The sequence below is a fragment of the Streptomyces inusitatus genome (assembly GCF_014651115.1).
GTDB classification, from domain to species: Bacteria; Actinomycetota; Actinomycetes; order Streptomycetales; family Streptomycetaceae; genus Streptomyces; species Streptomyces amakusaensis.
Genome location: NZ_BMWG01000003.1, coordinates 143,225 through 164,426, shown reverse-complemented (window position 1 = coordinate 164,426; position 21,202 = coordinate 143,225). Strand labels below are relative to the sequence as shown.

Sequence of the window (21,202 nt, the reverse complement as noted above, 5' to 3'; positions counted from 1 at the left end):
TGCCCCGGTTGTCAGGAGTTGTACGTGCCCTGGGCCCGCTCCAGGCCCTCGGAGATCAGGGCCTCCACCGCGTCGGCGGCGCGGTCCACGCAGTAGTCCAGCTCTTTGCGCTCGGTCGAGGAGAAGTCCTTCAGTACAAAATCCGCGACCTGCATCCGGCCGGGCGGGCGGCCGATCCCGAACCGCACCCGGTGGTAGTCGGGGCCCATCGACTTGGTCATCGACTTGAGGCCGTTGTGCCCGTTGTCCCCGCCGCCGAGCTTCAGCCGCAGGGTGCCGTAGTCGATGTCCAGCTCGTCGTGGACCGCCACGATGTTCGCGGTGGGGACCTTGTAGAAGTCCCGCAGCGCGGTGACGGGACCGCCGGAGAGGTTCATGTACGACATGGGCTTCACCAGCACCACCCGCCGGCTCGCCGGTCCCGGCGGGCCGATCCGCGCCTCCACCACCTGGGCCTGGGCCTTCGGGGCGCGCTTGAACGTACCGCCGACGCGGTCCGCGAGCAGGTCGGCGACCATGAAGCCGACATTGTGCCGGTTCGCCGCGTAGTCGGGGCCGGGGTTGCCGAGGCCCACGATCAGCCAGGGGGCGTTCGGGTCGGGGGTGGTCATCGGAGCGTCTCCATCCAGACACTCGACCGCCGCCCGACACGGTGTGGTGTCGGGCGGCGGCCGAAGAGAAGGTTCCAGCGGGCGAGGATCAGGCCTCGGAGCCCTCGGCGCCCTCGGAGTCGGCGGCCGGCTCCTCGGCCTGGGCGGCCAGGACCTGGAGGACGACGGCGTCCTCGTCGATGGCCAGGGTGGAGCCCGCGGGCAGCGGGATGTCCTTGGCGAGGATGGACGCGCCGGCCTCAAGGCCCGCGATGGAGACCGTGACGGCCTCGGGGATGTGGGTGGCCTCGGCCTCGACCGGCAGCGTGTTCAGCACGTGCTCAAGGAGGAAGCTGCCCGGGGCCAGCTCGCCCTCGGTGTGGACGGGGATCTCGACGGTGACCTTCTCGCCGCGCTTGACGACCAGCAGGTCGACGTGGACCAGGCTGCCGCGGATGGCGTCACGCTGGACGGCCTTCGGGATGGCCAGCTCGGTGCGACCCTCGACGTCCAGGGCGATCAGCACGTTCGGGGTGCGGAGCGCGAGCAGCAGCTCGTGGCCCGGCAGGATCACGTGGACAGGGGTGCCACCGTGGCCGTAGAGAACGCCGGGGACCTTGTTGTCACGGCGGACACGGCGGGACGCGCCCTTGCCGAAATCGCTGCGGACCTCTGCGGCGAGCTTTACCTCGGACATGTGCACTCCTCGTAGAACAGACGGATCTGATGGTCACCCGGCCACGAATGGCCTGCTACGCCTGCTGCGAAGAGCGCGTCGATAACGGACCGCCGCACCTGGGGTGCGACCTCCCTCGCCGAGCAACCCGGACAGTCTAGCCGGGCCCGCCCCCGCGCACCCAATCGATCACGGACGGCGGCCCCGGACAGCCCGAAGGGCCGTGCCCCCGGGCGGGGGACACGGCCCTTCGGTACGTGGATCAGAACTGCTCGTCGAAGAGGCTGGTGACCGAGCCGTCCTCGAAGACCTCGCGCACGGCGCGGGCGATCGTCGGGGCCATCGAGAGCACCGTGATCTTGTCGAGCTCCAGCTCGCTCGGGGTCGGCAGGGTGTTCGTCAGGACGAACTCGCTGACCTTCGAGTTCTTCAGACGGTCGGCGGCCGGGCCGGAGAGGACTCCGTGGGTGGCCGTGACGATCACGTCCTCCGCGCCGTTGGCGAAGAGGGCGTCGGCGGCGGCGCAGATGGTGCCACCGGTGTCGATCATGTCGTCGACCAGGACACAGATCCGGCCCTCGACATTGCCGACGACCTCGTGGACGGTCACCTGGTTGGCGACGTCCTTGTCCCGGCGCTTGTGGACGATGGCCAGCGGCGCGCCCAGACGGTCGCACCAGCGGTCGGCGACGCGCACCCGGCCGGCGTCCGGGGAGACGACGGTGAGCTTGCTCCGGTCGACCTTCGCGGCGACGTAGTCCGCGAGGATCGGGAGCGCGAAGAGGTGGTCGACCGGGCCGTCGAAGAAGCCCTGGATCTGGTCGGTGTGGAGGTCCACGGTGAGGATCCGGTCCGCGCCGGCCGTCTTCATCAGATCGGCGACGAGGCGGGCGGAGATGGGCTCGCGGCCGCGGTGCTTCTTGTCCTGGCGGGCGTACCCGTAGAACGGCACGATCACGGTGATGCTCCGGGCGGAGGCCCGCTTCAGAGCGTCGATCATGATCAGCTGTTCCATGATCCACTTATTGATGGGAGCCGTGTGGCTCTGCATCAGGAAGCAGTCGGCGCCGCGGGCGGACTCCTGGAAACGGACGTAGATCTCGCCGTTCGCGAAGTCGAAGGCCTTGGTCGGCACCAGGGTGACGCCCAGTTGATGTGCGACTTCCTCGGCCAGCTCGGGGTGGGCGCGGCCGGAGAAGAGCATCAGCTTCTTCTCGCCGGTCGTCTTGATCCCGGTCACAGCACTGTCTCCTCAGAGGGGTTTTCTCTGGCCGCGCGGGTGATGGGGACGCGAGCCAGCCGAATTTGTGTGCATGTATCACGGTACGCCGAGTTCGGCATACCTGTTTCCGGTCAGTTCTCTCCGGTGGCCCGTTCGGATACCGCTTCGGCGGCCTGCGCGGCGGCGCTGCCGGGCCGCTTCCGGGCGACCCAGCCCTCGATATTCCGCTGCTGGCCCCGGGCCACGGCGAGTGAACCGGCCGGTACGTCCTTGGTGATGACGGAGCCCGCGGCGGTGTAGACGCCGTCCCCGACCGTGACCGGTGCCACAAACATGTTGTCCGCCCCGGTCCGGCAGTGGGAGCCGATCACCGTGTGGTGCTTGACCTCTCCGTCGTAGTTCACGAACACGCTGGCCGCGCCGATGTTCGTGTGATCGCCGACCGTCGCGTCCCCCACGTACGACAGATGGGGGACCTTGGAGCCCTCGCCGATCGTGGCGTTCTTCATCTCGACATAGGTCCCCGCCTTGGCCTTCCTGCCGAGGCGGGTGCCGGGACGGAGATAGGCGTACGGGCCGACAAGGGCTCCGTCGCCGACTTCGGCGGACTCGGCGACCGAGTTGTCCACGCGGGCGCCGTCGCCCACGGTGGTGTCCTTCAGACGGGTGTTGGGGCCGACCTCGGCGCCTTCGCCGAGATGGGTGGCGCCCAGGAGCTGGGTGCCGGGGTGGACGATGGCATCGGGCTCGAAAGTGACGGTGACGTCGATCAGGACCGACGCCGGGTCGACGACGGTGACCCCGGCGAGCATGGCCTGCTCCAGGAGTCGCTCGTTGAGCAGTCGGCGGGCCTCCGCCAGCTGTACGCGGTTGTTGATGCCCAGGATCTCACGGTGGTCAATGGCCACGGACGCGCCGACCCGGTGACCGGCCTCACGCAGTATCCCGAGGACGTCGGTGAGGTACTCCTCGCCCTGGCTGTTGTCGGTGCGCACCTTGCCGAGGGCCTCGGTGAGCAGCTCCCCGTCGAAGGCGAAGACCCCGGAGTTGATCTCCCGGATGGCGTGCTGCGCGGGGGTGGCGTCCTTGTGCTCGACGATCGCGGTGACGGCCCCGCCGCCGTCCCGCACGATCCGGCCGTAGCCGGTGGCGTCGGGGACCTCGGCGGTCAGCACGGTGACAGCGTTGCCGTCGGCGTCATGGGTGGCGGCGAGCGCGGTGAGGGCGTCGCCGGAGAGCAGCGGGGTGTCTCCGCAGACGACGACGACGGTGCCCGAGAGATCCTCGTCCAGCGCCGTGAGAGCGGTCCGGACGGCGTGTCCGGTGCCGCGCTGCTCGGCCTGGTGGGCGGTGCGGATCCCGGGGTGGCGCTCGGCGAGATGGGCCGTGACCTTCTCGCCCGCGTGCCCGACGACGACGACGAGATGCCGGGGGTCCAGCTCACGGGCGGCTGACACGACATGGCCGACGAGCGAACGCCCGCAGATGTCGTGCAGAACCTTGGGGGTCCTCGACTTCATACGGGTGCCCTCACCCGCTGCGAGGACGACGACGGCTGCCGGGCGGTTGGCGCTCACGGGAATGCCCTTCGGCTTCGGGTGGTGGACATCCGAAGGATACCGGGGTGCTTACCGGAGGAAATAAAGGGCGGGCCGGGCATCCGGGCAGGACTGCCGAGGAGGGAGGGCTCCCCCGCCAGGACTCGAACCCGGACAAATGGCACCAAAAGCCACTGTGCTGCCGATTACACCACGGGGGACAGCGGGCCGACGGGCCGGTCGTGGTGACCTGGCTCTCCGACCAGCAACCCACACTATGCCGTACCACCCGCCTCTCTCGCGACGGTACTTGTCCACGCTCTTTCCCCGCGGCCTTCCCATGGCCTTCCCCTGGCCTTCCCGGGACACTGCTCGGGGACACCGCTCCGGCGGGCGGGCGGCGACCGGGAAAACCACTCGCGTCCGCCCGTAGGCTGAGACGCATGACCACAACGGGGGCATACCGAGAGGCCACGGGTTCGACCACCCGGGGCTGGCTGTGGTGGGGACGCCGACGCAGTGCCGCGCTGGACGTGGGACTCGCGCTGCTCTCCGCCCTGGAGTGCGCTGCCGAGGGCGCGTGGTTCGCGGACGAGACCGCGACGCCCGTCCCGCTCGGAGTGCTGTTCGGACTCATCGCCGGGTCCGTCCTTGTCCTGCGGCGACGCTGGCCCGTCGCCGTCGTCCTCGTCTCGGTGGCGGTCACACCCGCCGAGATGGGCTACCTCCTCGGCCTCGTCGGCCTCTACACGCTCGCCGCCTCCGACGTACCGCGCCGGATCATCGGCACCCTCGCCGGGATGGCGCTCACCGCCACCTTCATCGTGAGCTTCGTCCGGGTCGGCCAGGACGTCCGGGCCTCCGACCTCGCCGACCCCGGCGACTGGTACGTACCGCTCATGGCCGGCTTCGTCGCGGTCGGCGTCGTCCTCCCGTCCGTCCTCTTCGGCCTCTACATCGGCGCCCGCCGCCGGCTCATGGAAAGCCTGCGCGAGCGCGCCGACAGCCTGGAGCAGGAGCTGCTCCTGCTCGCCGACCGCGCCGAGCAGCGCGCCCAGTGGGCGCGCACCGAGGAGCGCACCCGTATCGCCCGCGAGATGCACGACGTCGTCGCCCACCGGGTGAGCCTCATGGTCGTCCACGCGGCGGCGCTCCAGGCGGTCGCCCCCAAGGACCCCCAGAAGGCCGTCAAGAACGCCGCGCTCGTCGGCGACATGGGCCGCCAGGCCCTCACCGAGCTCCGCGAGATGCTCGGCGTCCTGCGCACCGGCGACGGCGAGCGCCGCACCGGCGCGCCGGTCCCGCTCGCCTCCGTCGGCGCCGCCGCCGCCGCTGCCGCCGCCAGGGGCGGGGCCGCGGGCGGCGGGGCTGGGCCCTGCATAGCCGATGTCGAGGACCTCGTCGGGCAGTCCCGCCAGACCGGCATGGTCGTCGAGCTGGCCGTCCAGGGCGACCCCCGCGAGTACGCCCCCGAGGTCGAGCAGACCGCCTACCGCGTCGTCCAGGAAGCCCTCACCAACGTCCACAAACACGCCGCCGGAGCCAAAGTCACCATCCGCCTCGCCCACCGCGACGCCGAAGTCGCCATGCAGGTCGAAAACTGCGCCCCCGGCCAACCCGACCCCACCTCCCCCGCCCTCCCCAGCGGCGGCAACGGCCTCCTCGGCATGCGCGAACGCGTCCTCGCCCTCGGCGGCGTCTTCGTCTCCGGCCCCACCGACACCGGCGGCTTCCGCGTCTCCGCGGTGCTCCCCGCGGGGTAGGGGGGGACAATTCAGCCCCGCCGGCGATTGAGGCGCGGGGGTTCGGGGGCTGGCCCCCGACGAGGGCCTGTGGTCGGCAAGGGACCTGAATTGACGGCCCCGCCCGGTGCGGGTCCTTGTGGCGCGGGGTCCGTCCTCAATCTCCCCCTGGCTTCGCCGGGAGGTACCCCCAGCGGGGCTGGAATTGGGGACCTGGTCAAAACAAGCCTCGCCTGTGGGCACTTATGGCGAAGCCGGAGGGAGCGCCCCCAACGGCTGGGAACCGGCCTCCCGGGGCTCAGGTCCCCGTGGTCAGCCGGGCGGGCTGGAGGCCCGTGACGAGGGTGGTGAGGGCGTGGTCGATGTCGGGGCCGAGGTACCAGTCGCCGGTGTGGTCGATGCTGTAGACACGCCCCTCGGCGTCTATCGCCAACACGGCCTGATCCTCCCCCTCCACCCCCAGCGGAGCCACCTCCGTCCCCAGCGCCCGCCCCAAATCCGCCAGCGTCCTCGCCAGATGCAGCCCCGCCAGCGGATCCACCCGCACCACCGGGGGAGCCGTCTGCCGGCCCGGCCCCAGGGCGACGATCCGCAAGCCCCCGAACTCGGCCCAGGCCTCCACCGCCGCCGGGAAGACCGCGTGCCGGTGACCGGCGGGCGACTCGAAGGCGCGGAGGGTGTCGGCCCAGTGCTCGGCGAGCTTGATGTCCCAGCGGCCGGGCCGCCACCCCGCCTCCTGGAGGGCCGCGTCGACGGCGACCGGGAACCGGGTGGTGCTGAGGTTTTCGGGCATCGCTGCTGGTTCAGCCATTCGTGAGATCCGTCGCGGCCGGGTCCACTGCGCGGACCCCGAAGTGGTCGAGCATCGCCGTACAGGAACGGCAGGGCGGTGCGTAACTGCCGTGCAGCGGGTCACCGTCCTCACGGATTCTGCGCGCCGTCAGCTTCGACTGCCGCAGCGCGCGCTTCGCCTCGCTGAGGGCCAGCGGCTTGCGCCGTGCCCGTTTGGAGCGGCCCGCCTCCGCCGCCGTGAGATGGCGGGACAGCAGGATCGCCTCCGGGCACCGCCCGGTGAAACGCTCCCGCCGGCTGCTGCCGAGCCGGTCCAGGAAGTCCTGTACGAGAGGGTGGAGCACCGGCGCCCGGTCACCCTTCCCCGCGGTCGACTTGAGCGTCTCGCCGCGTACGGAGAGCGCCGCCGCGACCGCCGGCAGGATGCCGTCCCGCCGGTGGCTGAGCGTGGGCGGACCGGCCTCCTCGCCGCCCCTCCAGCTGAGACGAGGATCACCCGTCGTGGCCGGAGTACCTGCTTGCGCTGTGTGCATGGTGCTTTTGTCCCTCCCCGCACTCCCCCGAAGTGAATGAACAGCGTGCCAAATGCGACGCAGTGTGCGGTAGCTGGGTCACTGAAACGTGTCGCGCCGTCGGCGTTCGGTCACCCGTTTGTGACAGTTGGTGACCGCCGGGCCGGGCCCGCCCGGGGGCGGCCCATGACCCGCGCTCCCAGGCGCCCCACCGCTTAGGCTGTCCCGGACAGTCAGTAGCCAGCAGGGGGCGGATCGCCATGACGACAGATCGGCAAGGCCTGGGGACGCCTCCCGGTCCCCGGTCCCCGGGATCCGGGGGACATCCCATACCGCCGGACGGACCCGTGAAACCGCCCAACGCGGCCTACGCCGGTCAGACCGTGCACTTCCCGGACCCGGTGAGGGCCTCCCGCCACCCCCGGGGCGTCCGCGTGGACGCCGACGGCCACCCGGACTTCTCACCGTACGCCCGCGCCGCCGCCGAGATCGCCGAGCCCCCGGCCGGCTTCGGCGTCGACGAACTGCGCCTCACCGACTATGTGTCGGCCAACGCGGCGCTGCACGCCGCCGGGCACGAGCTGTGGGACACCATCCCGGCCGTCGCCACCCCGCACGGCTGGACCTGGCACCATGTGCGCGGCACCCGCCGGCTCGAACTGGTCCCGGTCGAGGTGAAGGCGCTGCTGCGGCACCACGCGGGCCTCGCCGCCACCGAGGTCGACCACGACAAGCGCGGCACCCGCCCGCTCCAGGAGGTCCGGCCCGTCCACTTCGGGCTCCCCAAGGGCGCGCTCTCGGTCACCGAGCAGCAGCTGCTCGGCGCGGAGGAGGAGCTGGGCTACCGGCTGCCCGGCGCGTACCGCTCCTTCCTCAAGGCGGCCGGCGGCTGCGCCCCCGTCGGCGCGGCGCTCGACGCGGAGCTGGGGCTGCTGGTGGACCAGCCGTTCCTGACGATCCGCGACGAGGCGGCCGTCAATGACCTGGTGTACGTCAACAAGTGCCTGCGCGACCATCTGACCAAGGACTACCTGGGCGTCGCGTTCGTCCAGGGCGGCATCCTGGCGGTCAAGGCGCGGGGCGCGGCGATCGGCTCGGTCTGGTTCTGCGCCTACGACGACGCGCGCGACCGCGACGGTCTCCATGTGCAGCAGCGCGTGGATCAGCTGCTGCTGCCGTGCGGCGACGACTTCGACGGCTTCCTCCGGCGGCTGGCGGGCAATCCGCCGGAGCTGGAGACCGTGGCGAATCTGATGGTGGACGGCGGCTTCGCGCGCGCCGTCCCGGTCTCTGGCGAGGAGTGACGCTCCAATGGTGACCTTCGCGCAGGCGCAGGAGCGCGCGGAAGAGTGGGTCAACGGCGACGTGCCCCCCTATCAGCACCGCGAGGTGCGGGTGAGGGAGTTCGGCCTCGGCTTCGTCGTCTGGGCGGAGGACCGCGAGAGCGGCGTCCGCTCGGACGGCGGTGAACAGCGCCTGGTGATAGCGCGGGACAGCGGCGAGGCCTCGCTGTGGCCCGGGCTGCCGGTGGGCGAGGTGATCAGGCGGTACGAGGAGGAGTACGGCGCTCCGGTCGCCCCGGCGGGTGCGGCCCCGGCCGAGCCGCCGCAGCGGATCGACCAGAACCAGACGTCGTTCCTGCTGACTCCGCCCGAGTGGCTCCAGGAGGCGGCGAACCGGCCCGGCTCCGGGAAGAGGAAGACGGCGGCCGAGCCGCCGGAGGACGACTGGCCCCTGGCCGGGCCGACGCGCAACGCCTCCCAGGCGGGCGGCGGATCGCGCGGCGGCGACTCGGCCTGGTCCGACTCCCTGGGGGCGGGTCTGCCGGCCGCTTCCGGTTCTGGGTCCGGTTCCGGTTCCGATTCCGGTTCCTCGGGTGCCGAGCTGCCGTCACCGGCGGCGGGTGTGCCCGTTCCCGAGGCGCCCAAAGCGCCCGACGCGGCTGTTCCCGATGCCTCCGAGGTTCCCGAGACCTCTGACCCGTCCGCGACTTCGGGTTCCGTTCCGGCTCCGGCCAAGGGCGGCGACGGCTCCGAGGCCCCCGGCGGAGCCCCCCGTACCGGTACGGAGACCTCCTGGACGGACACCAGCGAGGCGGGCGCGGACGACGTCTCCGTACCCCTGCCCGACACCGTGTACTCCCCGCCCGTGCCCGGACGGGGAGACGGTGAGGCGGCGGTGGACGCGGACGTCCCGACCGCGCTGATGCCCGGCGGCAGTCAACTGCCGCCCACGGCGGTCCGTCCGACGCTCAGGGAGACGGTGCCCGGCACCGCCCCCGGCGGGGCGGCCGAAGCAGCGACCAGCAGGGCCCAGCGGCCCCGGCGCGGCGGCGGCCCGACGACCCCGCCGCCGCCCGGCCCGCCGCCGAGTGTGCCCGGCGCGCCCCCCGTCCGCCCGGGGGCGACCCCGCCGCCTTCCGGAGCGCCCGCCGCCGGATACCAGCCGACCCAGCTGAGCCCTCAGCTGCCCGCCGAGCCCGCCCGGCCGCCCGGCCCGCCGACCCCGCCGCCGCCCTCGCCCCCGGCCCAGCCGCCCGCGGGCGGGGTGCACCAGGCGGCGACGGTCTTCTCCGACCCCGTCCGGCCCGGCCCCGGCGGACCCGTGATCCCGCCCCGCCCCGGCCCGCCGGGCCCGGTGCCCGGAGCCGTACCGCCGCCGCAGGGCGGCATGCCCCCCTCGTACGGCTATCCGCAGCCCGGGGTGCCGACCGTCGGCCCCGGCTACCAGGCCGTGCTGCGCTATCGCGCGCCCGACGGCTCGGAGGCGCAGATCATCCGCAGATCCGCGCCCGGTACCCCGCACCCCGAGTGGCAGATCCTGCACGAGCTGCGCGCGCTGAACGTGCCGCCGCAGCAGGTGCTCGAACTCCACACCGAACTGGAGTCCTGTCTGCTGCCCGGCGGCTACTGCGCCCGCATGATCGGCGAGACCTGGCCCCAGGCGCGGATCACCAGCATCGCCCCGTACGGTACGGACCACACGAGCCGGCAACAGGGCATGCGTCAACTCATCACCCACCAGGGTGAATTGCATCAGGTCGCCGACGGCCCGGCGCGCCCCGCCCCGGTGCGCGCGCCGCTGCCGCAGGTCCAGCGGACTCCGCCGGTCCCGCCGCAGGCGGTGGCGCAGGAGCTGGTGTCGGCGTTCGGGCCGCAGGGCATCCTCCGGTTCGACCAGCGGGCCGTGTCCCGGCAGGGAGTGCCGGACACCGTCGCGGCGACGCTGGTGTGGGCGGGGCTGCCCGCCGACTTCAACCCCTTCTTCTGGGCGCAGCCGGCCCATCCGGTGGTGCCGACGCTGGCCGAGCTGGCGGCGCAGCGCCAGGTTCAGGCCGCCATGGACGCGGGTTCGTATCTGGTCGTGGGCAATGACTTCGGCCGGGCCATCTGTGTGCAGTACGGGACCGCGCACATCGTCGCGGTGCCGGTGGAGGCCGCTCCCGGCGGCCGTCCCACCCCGCCGCAGTTCGTGAACAGCGGGCTGCCGGAGTTTGTGCGCTGCATGGCGCTGCTCGGCCGGATGTGGCGGTTCCGCTACGGCCTCAACCCCGAGCAGGCGGGCCGCTGGACCGTCGACTTCCAGGCGCAGCTGGCGGCGCTGGACCCGGCGGCGCTGTCCTCGCCGGACAACTGGTGGTCGGTGCTGCTGGAACAGATGTGGGACGGCCTGCTGTAGCCCGCCGCCCCGCCTCGGGTACGCCACGGGGCGTCCGGTCCACCGTCGTCATGGACCGGACGCCCCGTTCGCTTTCTTCTTTTGCCTGATGCCACAGTGTCGCGTTATGAGCGTTTGTTTTGTATCCGGAAGGATATGAGCACAATCGCGTAATGCATCGTTGTGGATCTGGAAAGGGACTCCAAGGATGAGCGCTGAATCGGTATCGCCTCACGGCTTCGCCGTCGTACGCCGCGGCTACCGCATGGAGACGGCCGACGCCCATGTCAGCGCCGTCTCCAAGGACCGTGACGACGCCTGGGAGAGAGCCGCCCGGCTGACCGTGCTCGCCAAGGAGATGGAGGCGGAGGCGGCCCGGCTCCGCGAGGCGGTCGGGGCGCTGCGGCCGCAGACCTACGACTCACTGAGCGATCGGGCCAGGGAGCTGCTGGCGCTGACGGAGGAGGAGGCGTCGGAGGTCCGGTCGGCGGCGCGCGGGGAGGCGCTGGCCTCGCTTGAGGCGGCCAAGGAGGACGGGCGACGGCTGCGGGACGCGGCGCGCGAGGAGGCCGACGGGGTCCGGGCCGCCGCCGACGCGCGCGCGGAGGAGATCCTCGGGACGGCCGGGGAGGCGGCGGCCGAACGGCTCGGCCAGGCCCGCTCCGAGGCGGAGGTCCGGCGTGCCGACGCGCTCTCCGTGTGGCAGGAGACCCGGCTGCGGGCGGAGGGGCTCCTCGCCGATCTGGAGTCGGGGCAGGCCGAGCGCTGGGAGTCGCAGGAGCGCGAGCTGGCCGCCCGCGAGGCGGAGCTGGACATCCGCCACGCCGAGCTGACGACCCTCGCCGAGACGGCCGTCGAGGAGGCCGCACGCGTACTCTCCGAGGGGCGCGAGCAGGCCCGCCACGGCCAGGAGGACGCGGAGGCCCGGGCGGCGGAGCTGCTCGCCCAGGCGCGGATGAGCGAGGAGCGCACGGTCCGTGAGACGGAACGGCTGCTGCGCGAGCACGAGGAGGCGCGGGACGAGATGAACGCGCACATGGCCCACATCAGCGACAGCCTCGCCGCTCTGACCGGCCGGGCCCCCGCCGGGGAGTAGTGCTTCTCGCGCTTCCAGTGCTTCCCGTGCTTTAGGCGGTTCGGGGGGCCGGGTCCTGATCCGGCTCGTCGGCCGCCACCGGGAAGTGGCGCGGGGCCATGAACAGCAGGACGAGGAGGGCGGCGACGGCGGCGGACGCCGCCCCGACGTACACATGGTCGACCGCCGCGTCCACCGCGAGCCGCAGCCGTTCGGCGGCCTCCGCGGTGAGGGAGGCCGGGTCCTCCAGGGAGCGCGAGACCGACTCCAGGTCGCCCGCGCCGCCCAGCCGGGAGGCCAGCACCGCGTTGGCCACCGCGCCGAAGAGCGCCGCGCCGACGCTCTGCCCGATCTGGCGGTAGAAGAGTATGGACGCGGTCGCCGTGCCCCGCTCCGACCAGCCGACCGCTCCCTGGACCCCCACGATCAGCGGGAGTTGGAAGATTCCCAGCGCCCCGCCCAGCAGCAGCATCAGCAGGGCCGGCTGCCAGGGGGCGGCGGGGTGCGGGAGCAGCGGGAAGGCCGCCAGACAGAGCGCGGCCAGGAAGATGCCGGTCATGGCGGTCCGGCGGACGCCGATCCGGTCCGACACCCGGCTGGACAGGGCCGCCGTGATGGGCCAGCTGAGGGTCATCACCGACAGCACGAACCCCGCCGCCACCGGCCCCAGACCGAGCACCGACTGGGCGTACAGCGGCAGGAAGACCATCGGCGCGATCATCAGCAGCCCGAGCGCGCCGAGCGCCAGATTGACCGAGGCGATGGCCGGCCGCCGCCAGACCCAGCCGGGCAGAATCGGTTCGGCGGCCCGCCGTTCGACGAGGACGACGGCCACGACCAGCACGGCCCCACCGCCCAGCAGCGCGAGCGAGGGCGCGGAGAACCAGGGCCAGGCGATACCGCCCTGGACGAGCGCGGTGAGCAGCGCCGCGCCCGCGCCGAAGATCGTCAGCGCGCCGGGCCAGTCGACTCGGGAGGCCCGGGAGGCCCGGGAGGACTGGCAGGCCCGGGACCGGGGCGTACGACGGCGGGGCCCTGTCGTGCCGCCGGGGCGGCTCGTACCCCCGGGGCGGCTCGTACCGCCCGGGCCCCTGCTGTCGCCGGGGCCCCTCGTACCCTCCGCGCGGATCTCCTCCGTACCGGAAGGCGTGCCGGAGGGCGTACCGGAATGTGTGCCGGAGGGTGTGCTTGAGGTCGTTCCTGAGGGCGTACGGTCCTTCTCCGCGAGGGCCGCCGCCGCGCGGGCGCGCGCCCGGTCGCGGCCGGGCTCCCGCAGATGGCGGGTGATCAGCCACAGCGCGACCGCGCCCACCGGAAGGTTGATCAGGAAGATCCAGCGCCAGTCGGCGTAGGTGGCGAGCAGCCCGCCGACCGCCGGTCCGGCCACCGCCGACACCGCCCACACGGTGGACAGCCTGGCCTGGATCTTCGGGCGCTCCTTCAGCGGGTACAGATCCGCCGCGATCGTCTGGACCGTGCCCTGGAGCGCCCCGCCGCCCAGCCCCTGGACGATCCGGAACGCGATCAGCGAGGCCATGTCCCAGGCGAGCGCGGAGAGCAGCGAGCCGATGAGGAAGAGGACGATGCCGGCGATCAGGACCGGCTTGCGGCCGAAGGTGTCGGAGAGCTTCCCGTACACCGGCAGTGTCACGGTGACGGCGAGCAGATAGCCGGCGAAGAGCCAGGAGAAGACGGAGAAGCCGCCGAGGTCGCCGACGATCTGCGGGACGGCGGTCGACACGACCGTGCCGTCGAGCGAGGCGAGCGCCATCGCCGTCATCAGCGCGGCGACCACCGCCTTGCGCGAGCGGGCCTCGTCCGCCGCCTCGGTGGCCGCCGGCCCGGGCACGGACAGCTTCGGTATCTCCCCCACGCCAATTCCCTTTCCCCCTGCACCTATTCCTGCCGGGGACACCCTCTCACTTGAGGTCGGCGCGACGGCAGGGCGTGAACCCCGAGGAAAGACGCCTCCTGAAGCCCGTGGCCCCTAGGGGGCGCCCCTCGCGAACGGCCGGGGCGTGTTCGTCCCGAGGGACGACGTGCCGGGCGGGCCGGGCTCTTTACGTTGTTGGGGGTACGGGCCGCATCGCCGGAGGGTGGGGAAAACCCCCGGTTCAAGACTGCGCTGGGCACCAGCGCGCCGGAGCGCCCCCGTCGACAGACTTGAGTGGCACACGGCGACACCCGTCCCGTACACACGCGGCAATACCCATACAGGCAACGAAAATAGGAGACATCTCGTGACAACGGCTGTGAGTATTCCCCGGCACGGGGACACCGGAGGGCGCACGGCCGTCGCCGCGCGTGGACGGCAGGTCGTCAAGGCGTACGGCGCGGGGGAGACCCGAGTCGTGGCCCTCGACCATGTCGACGTCGACATCGCCCGGGGGCAGTTCACCGCGATCATGGGGCCTTCCGGCTCCGGCAAGTCCACCCTGATGCACTGCCTCGCCGGACTCGACACCGTCACCTCCGGCACCATCCACCTGGACGACACCGAGATAACCGGGCTCAAGGACAAGAAGCTCACCCAGCTCCGCAGGGACCGTGTCGGCTTCATCTTCCAGGCGTTCAATCTGCTGCCCACGCTCAACGCCCTGGAGAACATCACGCTCCCCATGGACATCGCGGGCCGCAAGCCCGACGCGGCCTGGCTCAACCGCGTCGTGTCGACGGTCGGCCTCTCCGAGCGGCTCAAGCACCGGCCGACCCAGCTCTCCGGCGGCCAGCAGCAGCGCGTCGCCGTCGCCCGGGCGCTCGCCGCCCAGCCTGAGATCATCTTCGGCGACGAGCCCACCGGAAACCTGGACTCCCGCGCGGGCGCCGAGGTCCTCGGCTTCCTCCGCCGCTCCGTCGACGAGCTGGGCCAGACCATCGTCATGGTCACCCACGACCCGGTCGCCGCCTCCTACGCGGACCGCGTCCTGTATCTCGCCGACGGCAGGATCGTGGACGAGATGTTCCGTCCCACCGCCGACGCCGTGCTCGACCGCATGAAGGACTTCGACGCCCGGGGGCGTACCTCGTGACCGTCTTCAAGACCTCCCTGCGCAACTTCTTCGCGCACAAGGGCCGCATGGCCCTCTCCGCCGTGGCCGTGCTGCTGTCCGTGGCCTTCGTGTCCGGGACGCTCGTCTTCACCGACACGATGAACACCACCTTCGACAAGCTCTTCGCCGTCACCGCGACCGATGTCACCGTCCGGCCCGCCGAGAGCGACGGCGACGAGGCGGCCGAGCGGAGCGGCAAGCCCACGACGCTGCCCGCCGCCGCCCTGGAGAAGGCCAGGTCGGCCGAGGGGGTGGAGTTCGCCGAGGGCGCGGTCAACAGCATGGCCGTCACCGTCGTCAACGCCGACAACAAGGACGTGGGCCCGTCCGGCGGCCCGCCCACCATCGTGGGCAACTGGACGGAGAACGACCTCAAGTCCATGGAGATCACCTCGGGCAACGCGCCCCGGGGCCCCACCGAGATCATGGTCGACGCCGACACCGCCGAGAAGCACAAGCTCAAGCTCGGCGACGAGCTGCGCGTCATCACCGCCAACGGCGACGTCAGGGCCAGGATCAGCGGCATCGCCTCCTTCAAGGTCACCAACCCCGGCGCGGCCATCTTCCACCTCCACCTCCCCACCGCCCAGCGGGCGCTGCTCGGGGCCGAGGGCCGGTTCTCCTATCTCGGGATCACCGCCGCCGACGGGGTGAGCAACGAGACCCTCAAGAAGAACGTCGCCGACGCGCTCGGCGGCGGCAAGCTCACCATCAAGACCGCCGAAGAGGCCACCGAGGAGGGCCGTGACGAGATCGGCAAGTCCCTCGACGTCCTCAAGTACGCCATGCTCGGCTTCGCCGGGATCGCCTTCCTCGTCGGCATCTTCCTCATCGTCAACACCTTCTCCATGCTGGTCGCCCAGCGCACCCGCGAGATCGGCCTGATGCGGGCCATCGGCTCCAGCCGCAAGCAGGTCAACCGGTCCGTCCTCGTCGAGGCCCTCTTCCTCGGCGTCGTCGGCTCCCTCACCGGCGTCGCGGCCGGTGTCGGCCTCGCGGTCGGACTGATGAAGATCATGGGCTCCATCGGCATGGAGCTGTCCACCGGCGATCTGACGGTGAAGTGGACGACCCCGGCCGTCGGGCTCGCCCTCGGCGTCATCGTCACCGTCCTCGCCGCCTATGTGCCCGCCCGCCGGGCCGGCCGGGTCTCCCCGATGGCCGCCCTGCGCGACGCCGGCACCCCCGCCGACGGAAAGCCCGGCTGGGTACGGGCCGCCCTCGGCCTCCTTCTGACCGGCGCGGGCGCCGCCGCCCTGCTGGCCACCTCCCAGACCGAGAAGGCCGCCGAAGGCTCCCTCTACCTGGGCGTCGGAGTGCTGCTGACCCTCCTCGGCTTCATCGTCATCGGCCCCCTGCTCGCCGGCTTCGTCGTCCGGGCGCTCGGCGCGCTCGTGCTGCGGATGTTCGGCCCCGTCGGCCGGATGGCCGAACGCAACGCCCTGCGCAACCCCCGCCGCACCGGAGCCACCGGCGCCGCCCTCATGATCGGCCTCGCCCTGGTCGCCTGCCTCTCCGTCGTCGGCGCGTCCATGGTCGCCTCCGCCACCGACGAGCTGGACCGCAGCGTCGGCGCGGACTTCATCGTCCAGTCGGACAGCGGACAGCGGATCGTGCCCCAGGCCGAGAAGGCCCTGCGCCAGGCCGACGGCATCGACCACATCACCCGCTCCCGCGACGTCCTCGCCAAGGTCAGCGCCGACGACGGCAGCACCGCCCTGGAGAGCATCGTCGCCACCGACCCCAGCTACGCGCGCGACCTGCGCCGCGAGATGGTCGACGGCGAGCAGGCCGACGCCTACCGCGCCGACTCCATATCCGTCGGCGAGGACTACGCCACCCGCCACAAGGTCAAGGTCGGCGACACCCTCACCCTCGCCTTCGAGAAGGGCCGCACCGCCAAGCTCAAGGTCGCCGCCATCACCTCCGACGGCGGCGCCATGGACCAGGGCGTCAAATACATCTCCATCGCCACCGCCGAGAAGTACATCCCCGCCGAGCACATGCCCCGCGACTACATGCTTCTCGCCACCGCCAAGGACGGCCAGACCAAGCAGGCCCAGGCCTCCCTCAAGGCCTCCCTCGCGGACTACCCCCAGTACAAGGTCCGCGACCAGACCGACTACAAGAAAGGCCTCCAGGAGCAGATCGACCAGCTCCTCAACATCATCTACGGCCTTCTCGCCCTCGCCATCATCGTCGCCGTCCTCGGCGTCGTGAACACCCTCGCCCTCTCCGTCGTCGAACGCACCCGCGAAATCGGCCTCATGCGCGCCATCGGCCTCTCCCGCCGCCAGCTCCGCCGCATGATCCGCCTCGAATCCGTCGTCATCGCCCTCTTCGGCGCCCTCCTCGGCCTCGCCCTCGGCCTCGGCTGGGGCACCGCCGCCCAACAACTTCTCGCCCTCGAAGGCCTCAAACTCCTCGAAATCCCCTGGCCCACCATCGCCACCGTCTTCATCGCCTCCGCCTTCGTCGGCCTCCTCGCCGCCCTCGTCCCGGCCTTCCGCGCCGGCCGCATGAACGTCCTGAACGCGATCGCCACCGAATAGCCCCACCGCGGAGACACGAAGAACCCGGCTCCGGGAGGCTCGCCACGAGCTTCCCGGAGCTTTTCGGGCGGGTGCGGCGGGTGTGGTTCGGCGGGCGGGGGGTCCGGGGGCGGGCGTACGCTGGAGGACCCCGGCCCGTGAGACGTGTCGGGCCCTTCGCGTTGCCCCTCGCTCTGCCTTCCCGGGAGGGAAACCCTTTCATGAGCCTGCACGGTCTGCTCGATGCCGTCGTCAACGACCCCGCGCTCGCCGAAGCGGTGCGGGCCGCCCGGGGCGCGGGCCGTGCCCATGTCGATCTGGTGGGGCCGCCCGCGGCGCGGCCCTTCGCGGTCGCCGCGCTGGCGCGGGACAGCGGGCGCCCGGTGCTCGCGGTGACCGCGACCGGGCGGGAGGCCGAGGACCTCGCGGCGGCGCTGCGCTCGCTGCTGCCCGAGGAGGGCATCGTCGAGTACCCCTCCTGGGAGACCCTGCCGCACGAGCGGCTCTCGCCGCGCTCGGACACGGTGGGCCGCCGGCTCGCGGTGCTGCGCAGGCTGGCGCACCCCTCGGCGGACGATCCGGCGGCCGGGCCGGTGTCGGTGGTCGTCGCGCCGATCCGCTCGGTACTGCAACCGCAGGTGAAGGGCTTGGGCGAGCTGGAGCCCGTCGCGCTGCGCACGGGGCAGCAGGCCGATCTCAACGAGGTCGTGGACGCGCTGGCGGCGGCCGCGTACTCCCGGGTGGAGCTGGTCGAGAAGCGCGGTGAGTTCGCCGTGCGCGGCGGGATCCTGGATGTCTTCCCGCCGACGGAGGAGCACCCCCTGCGGGTGGAGTTCTGGGGCGACGACATCGAGGAGATCCGCTACTTCAAGATCGCGGATCAGCGTTCCCTGGAGGTCGCCGAGCACGGACTGTGGGCCCCGCCGTGCCGGGAGCTGCTGCTCACCGACGAGGTCAGGCGGCGGGCGGCGGCGCTGGCCGAAGCCCATCCCGAGCTGGGCGAACTCCTGGGCAAGATCGCCGAGGGGATCGCGGTCGAGGGTATGGAGTCCCTCGCCCCGGTGCTGGTGGACGAGATGGAACTGCTGCTGGACGTGCTGCCCAAGGGCTCGATGGCGGTGGTCTGCGACCCGGAGCGGGTGCGCACCAGGGCGGCCGACCTGGTCGCGACCAGCCAGGAGTTTCTGCACGCGTCCTGGGCGGCGACGGCGGGTGGCGGCGAGGCCCCCATCGATGTCGGCGCGGCCTCTCTGCGGGGGATCGCGGACGTCCGGGACCGGGCCCGTGAGCTGGACATGATGTGGTGGTCCATCTCCCCGTTCGCCGCCGACGAGGAGCTGTCGGGGGACACGATCAAGCTGGGCATGCACGCCCCCGAGTCCTATCGCGGCGACACCGCGCGGGCGCTCGCCGACACCAAGGGCTGGCTCGCCGAGGGCTGGCGCACGGTCTTCGTCACCGAGGCCCAGGGCCCGGCCGCCCGTACCGTCGAAGTCCTCGGCGGCGAGGGCGTACCCGCCCGGCTCGACCCCAGCCTCACCGCCATCGACCCGGCCGTCGTCCATGTCTCCCGGGGCTCCATCGAATTCGGTTTCATCGACCCCGGCCTCAAGCTCGCGGTGCTCACCGAGACCGACCTCTCCGGCCAGAAGGCGGCCGGCAAGGACGGCCAGCGGATGCCGACCCGCCGCCGCAAGACGATCGACCCGCTGACCCTGGAGACGGGCGACTACATCGTCCACGAGCAGCACGGCGTGGGCCGCTATGTCGAGATGGTGCAGCGCACCGTCCAGGGCGCGACCCGCGAGTATCTGGTCGTGGAGTACGCCCCGGCCAAGCGCGGCCAGCCCGGCGACCGGCTCTACATCCCCACCGACCAGCTGGAGCAGATCACCAAGTACGTGGGCGGCGAGGCCCCCACGATGCACCGGCTCGGCGGCGCGGACTGGACCAAGACCAAGGCGCGTGCGAAGAAGGCGGTCAAGGAGATCGCCGCCGACCTGATCAAGCTGTACTCGGCCCGGATGGCCGCCCCCGGACACGCCTTCGGCCCGGACACCCCCTGGCAGCGCGAGCTGGAGGACGCCTTCCCCTACGTGGAGACGCCCGACCAGCTCTCCACGATCGCCGAGGTCAAGGAGGACATGGAGAAGACTGTCCCGATGGACCGGCTGATCTGCGGCGACGTCGGCTACGGCAAGACCGAGATCGCGGTGCGGGCCGCCTTCAAGGCGGTCCAGGACGGCAAGCAGGTCGCCGTCCTCGTCCCCACCACCCTGCTGGTGCAGCAGCACTTCGGCACCTTCTCCGAGCGGTACTCCCAGTTCCCCGTCAAGGTGCGGGCGCTCTCCCGCTTCCAGTCCGACACCGAGTCGAAGGCGACCCTCGAAGGGCTGCGGGACGGCGCGGTCGACATCGTCATCGGCACCCACCGGCTCTTCTCGTCCGAGACGAAGTTCAAGGACCTGGGTCTGGTCATCGTCGACGAGGAGCAGCGCTTCGGCGTCGAGCACAAGGAGCAGCTGAAGAAGCTGCGCGCCAACGTCGATGTGCTGACCATGTCCGCCACCCCCATCCCCCGGACGCTGGAGATGGCGGTGACCGGCATCCGCGAGATGTCCACCATCACCACCCCGCCGGAGGAGCGCCACCCGGTGCTCACCTTCGTCGGGCCGTACGAGGAGAAGCAGATCGGCGCGGCCATCCGCCGTGAACTCCTCCGTGAGGGCCAGGTCTTCTACATCCACAACCGGGTCGAGTCCATCGACCGGGCCGCCGCCCGGCTGCGCGGGATCGTCCCCGAGGCGAGGATCGCCACCGCGCACGGCCAGATGTCGGAGTCGGCGCTGGAGCAGGTGGTGGTGGACTTCTGGGAGAAGAAGTTCGATGTGCTGGTCTCCACGACGATCGTCGAGTCCGGCATCGACATCTCCAACGCCAATACGCTGATCGTGGAGCGCGGCGACAACTTCGGTCTCTCCCAGCTGCACCAGCTGCGCGGCCGGGTCGGCCGTGGCCGTGAGCGCGGCTACGCCTACTTCCTCTATCCGCCGGAGAAGCCGCTCACCGAGACCGCGCACGAGCGGCTCGCGACGATCGCCCAGCACACCGAGATGGGCGCGGGCATGTACGTCGCCATGAAGGACCTGGAGATCCGGGGCGCGGGCAATCTCCTCGGCGGCGAGCAGTCGGGCCATATCGCGGGTGTCGGATTCGATCTGTACGTCCGGATGGTCGGCGAGGCGGTCGCCGACTACCGGGCCTCGCTGGAGGGCGGGGTGGAGGAGGAAGCGCCGCTGGAGGTCAAGATCGAGCTTCCGGTGGACGCGCATGTCCCGCACGACTACGCCCCCGGCGAGCGGCTGCGGCTCCAGGCGTATCGGGCGATCGCCTCCGCCAACACGGAGGAGGACATCAAGGCGGTCCGCGACGAGCTGGTAGACCGCTACGGGAAGCTGCCGGAGCCGGTGGAGAATCTGCTGCTGGTGGCGGGGCTGCGGATGCTGGCCAGGGCCTGCGGGGTCGGCGAGATCGTGCTCCAGGGCAGCAATATCCGGTTCGCTCCGGTGGAGCTGCGCGAGTCGCAGGAACTGCGGCTCAAGCGGCTGCACCCGCGCACCGTCATCAAGCCCGCCGCGAAGCAGGTGCTGGTGCCCCGCCCCACCACGGGGAAGATCGGCGGCAAGCCGGTGGTGGGACGGGAGCTGCTCGGCTGGACCGGGGAGTTCCTGACCACGATCCTGGGATCCTGACCGGCGGTCCGCCGAGCTCTCCCCGGCCGTCGCGACAGCCGCCGCGACGGCCGGGGAGAAGTGCT

At 71.9% G+C, this 21,202-nt stretch carries 14 protein-coding genes and 1 tRNA gene; 7 read left to right on the top strand and 8 right to left on the bottom strand.

Annotated features, from left to right (window positions below; translation table 11 throughout):
• Positions 1–11 precede the first annotated feature (11 nt).
• The 5 genes from pth to IE247_RS08260 form a co-directional block, all read right to left on the bottom strand.
• Complete coding sequence (gene pth, locus IE247_RS08280) at positions 12–611, bottom strand: aminoacyl-tRNA hydrolase (RefSeq protein WP_190122296.1); 600 nt, start codon at positions 609–611, stop codon at positions 12–14.
• An 88-nt stretch (positions 612–699) separates the two neighbouring features.
• On the bottom strand, positions 700–1,287 hold the full coding sequence (locus IE247_RS08275) for a 50S ribosomal protein L25/general stress protein Ctc (protein WP_190122295.1): 588 nt from the start codon (positions 1,285–1,287) through the stop codon (positions 700–702).
• A gap of 241 nt (positions 1,288–1,528) precedes the next feature.
• Positions 1,529–2,506 (bottom strand): ribose-phosphate diphosphokinase, encoded by a 978-nt coding sequence (locus IE247_RS08270; RefSeq protein WP_190122294.1) that lies wholly within the window; start codon positions 2,504–2,506, stop codon positions 1,529–1,531.
• Between the two features lie 113 nt (positions 2,507–2,619).
• Entirely contained in the window at positions 2,620–4,065 is a 1,446-nt protein-coding gene (gene glmU, locus IE247_RS08265) for a bifunctional UDP-N-acetylglucosamine diphosphorylase/glucosamine-1-phosphate N-acetyltransferase GlmU (RefSeq protein WP_190122293.1), read from the bottom strand.
• A 110-nt stretch (positions 4,066–4,175) separates the two neighbouring features.
• Positions 4,176–4,247 (bottom strand) — tRNA-Gln (locus IE247_RS08260).
• Positions 4,248–4,469: 222 nt separating this feature from the next.
• Here IE247_RS08260 and IE247_RS08255 point away from each other — a divergent pair.
• Positions 4,470–5,789, top strand: coding sequence for a sensor histidine kinase (locus IE247_RS08255; RefSeq protein ID WP_190122292.1), 1,320 nt, complete (start codon positions 4,470–4,472; stop codon positions 5,787–5,789).
• A gap of 277 nt (positions 5,790–6,066) precedes the next feature.
• On the opposite strand, the gene IE247_RS08250 is transcribed toward IE247_RS08255, so the two are convergent.
• On the bottom strand, positions 6,067–6,561 hold the full coding sequence (locus IE247_RS08250) for an SUKH-3 domain-containing protein (RefSeq protein WP_190122540.1): 495 nt from the start codon (positions 6,559–6,561) through the stop codon (positions 6,067–6,069).
• A 10-nt stretch (positions 6,562–6,571) separates the two neighbouring features.
• Entirely contained in the window at positions 6,572–7,093 is a 522-nt protein-coding gene (locus tag IE247_RS08245; protein ID WP_190122291.1) for a YwqJ-related putative deaminase, read from the bottom strand.
• Positions 7,094–7,332: 239 nt separating this feature from the next.
• Between IE247_RS08245 and IE247_RS08240 the strand changes: the two genes are divergently transcribed.
• The 3 genes from IE247_RS08240 to IE247_RS08230 all read left to right on the top strand — a co-directional run bounded on the left by IE247_RS08240 (position 7,333) and on the right by IE247_RS08230 (position 11,825).
• Positions 7,333–8,376, top strand: coding sequence for an SMI1/KNR4 family protein (locus tag IE247_RS08240; RefSeq protein ID WP_190122290.1), 1,044 nt, complete (start codon positions 7,333–7,335; stop codon positions 8,374–8,376).
• 7 nt (positions 8,377–8,383) lie between these two features.
• Positions 8,384–10,750, top strand: a complete 2,367-nt coding sequence (locus IE247_RS08235) for an SUKH-4 family immunity protein (protein WP_190122289.1) — start codon at positions 8,384–8,386, stop codon at positions 10,748–10,750.
• A 187-nt stretch (positions 10,751–10,937) separates the two neighbouring features.
• Positions 10,938–11,825 carry a coiled-coil domain-containing protein gene (locus tag IE247_RS08230; RefSeq protein WP_190122288.1) on the top strand — a complete coding sequence of 296 codons (888 nt, stop codon included), beginning with the start codon at positions 10,938–10,940 and terminating at the stop codon, positions 11,823–11,825.
• 31 nt (positions 11,826–11,856) lie between these two features.
• On the opposite strand, the gene IE247_RS08225 is transcribed toward IE247_RS08230, so the two are convergent.
• Positions 11,857–13,668: an MFS transporter gene (locus IE247_RS08225; protein WP_506005035.1), complete on the bottom strand. Its 1,812-nt coding sequence runs from the start codon at positions 13,666–13,668 to the stop codon at positions 11,857–11,859.
• Between the two features lie 376 nt (positions 13,669–14,044).
• Here IE247_RS08225 and IE247_RS08220 point away from each other — a divergent pair, with 376 nt between their 5' ends.
• From IE247_RS08220 to mfd, 3 genes are all read left to right on the top strand, one after another.
• Positions 14,045–14,833 carry an ABC transporter ATP-binding protein gene (locus IE247_RS08220; protein ID WP_190122287.1) on the top strand — a complete coding sequence of 263 codons (789 nt, stop codon included), beginning with the start codon at positions 14,045–14,047 and terminating at the stop codon, positions 14,831–14,833.
• Positions 14,830–17,406 carry an ABC transporter permease gene (locus IE247_RS08215; RefSeq protein WP_190122286.1) on the top strand — a complete coding sequence of 859 codons (2,577 nt, stop codon included), beginning with the start codon at positions 14,830–14,832 and terminating at the stop codon, positions 17,404–17,406. Before IE247_RS08220 ends, IE247_RS08215 begins: the two co-directional genes overlap by 4 nt.
• Positions 17,407–17,606: 200 nt before the next feature.
• Complete coding sequence (gene mfd, locus IE247_RS08210) at positions 17,607–21,137, top strand: transcription-repair coupling factor (protein ID WP_190122285.1); 3,531 nt, start codon at positions 17,607–17,609, stop codon at positions 21,135–21,137.
• Positions 21,138–21,202 lie beyond the last annotated feature (65 nt).

Excerpts from the sequence above, each read along its gene's own strand:
- IE247_RS08240 (WP_190122290.1), top strand. The coding sequence starts at position 7,333 with ATGACGACAGATCGGCAAGGCCTGGGGACGCCTCCCGGTCCCCGGTCC.
- pth (WP_190122296.1), bottom strand. The coding sequence starts at position 611 with ATGACCACCCCCGACCCGAACGCCCCCTGGCTGATCGTGGGCCTCGGC.
- IE247_RS08250 (WP_190122540.1), bottom strand. The coding sequence starts at position 6,561 with ATGCCCGAAAACCTCAGCACCACCCGGTTCCCGGTCGCCGTCGACGCG.
- mfd (WP_190122285.1), top strand. The coding sequence starts at position 17,607 with ATGAGCCTGCACGGTCTGCTCGATGCCGTCGTCAACGACCCCGCGCTC.
- IE247_RS08235 (WP_190122289.1), top strand. The coding sequence starts at position 8,384 with ATGGTGACCTTCGCGCAGGCGCAGGAGCGCGCGGAAGAGTGGGTCAAC.
- IE247_RS08255 (WP_190122292.1), top strand. The coding sequence starts at position 4,470 with ATGACCACAACGGGGGCATACCGAGAGGCCACGGGTTCGACCACCCGG.
- IE247_RS08230 (WP_190122288.1), top strand. The coding sequence starts at position 10,938 with ATGAGCGCTGAATCGGTATCGCCTCACGGCTTCGCCGTCGTACGCCGC.
- IE247_RS08275 (WP_190122295.1), bottom strand. The coding sequence starts at position 1,287 with ATGTCCGAGGTAAAGCTCGCCGCAGAGGTCCGCAGCGATTTCGGCAAG.
- IE247_RS08245 (WP_190122291.1), bottom strand. The coding sequence starts at position 7,093 with ATGCACACAGCGCAAGCAGGTACTCCGGCCACGACGGGTGATCCTCGT.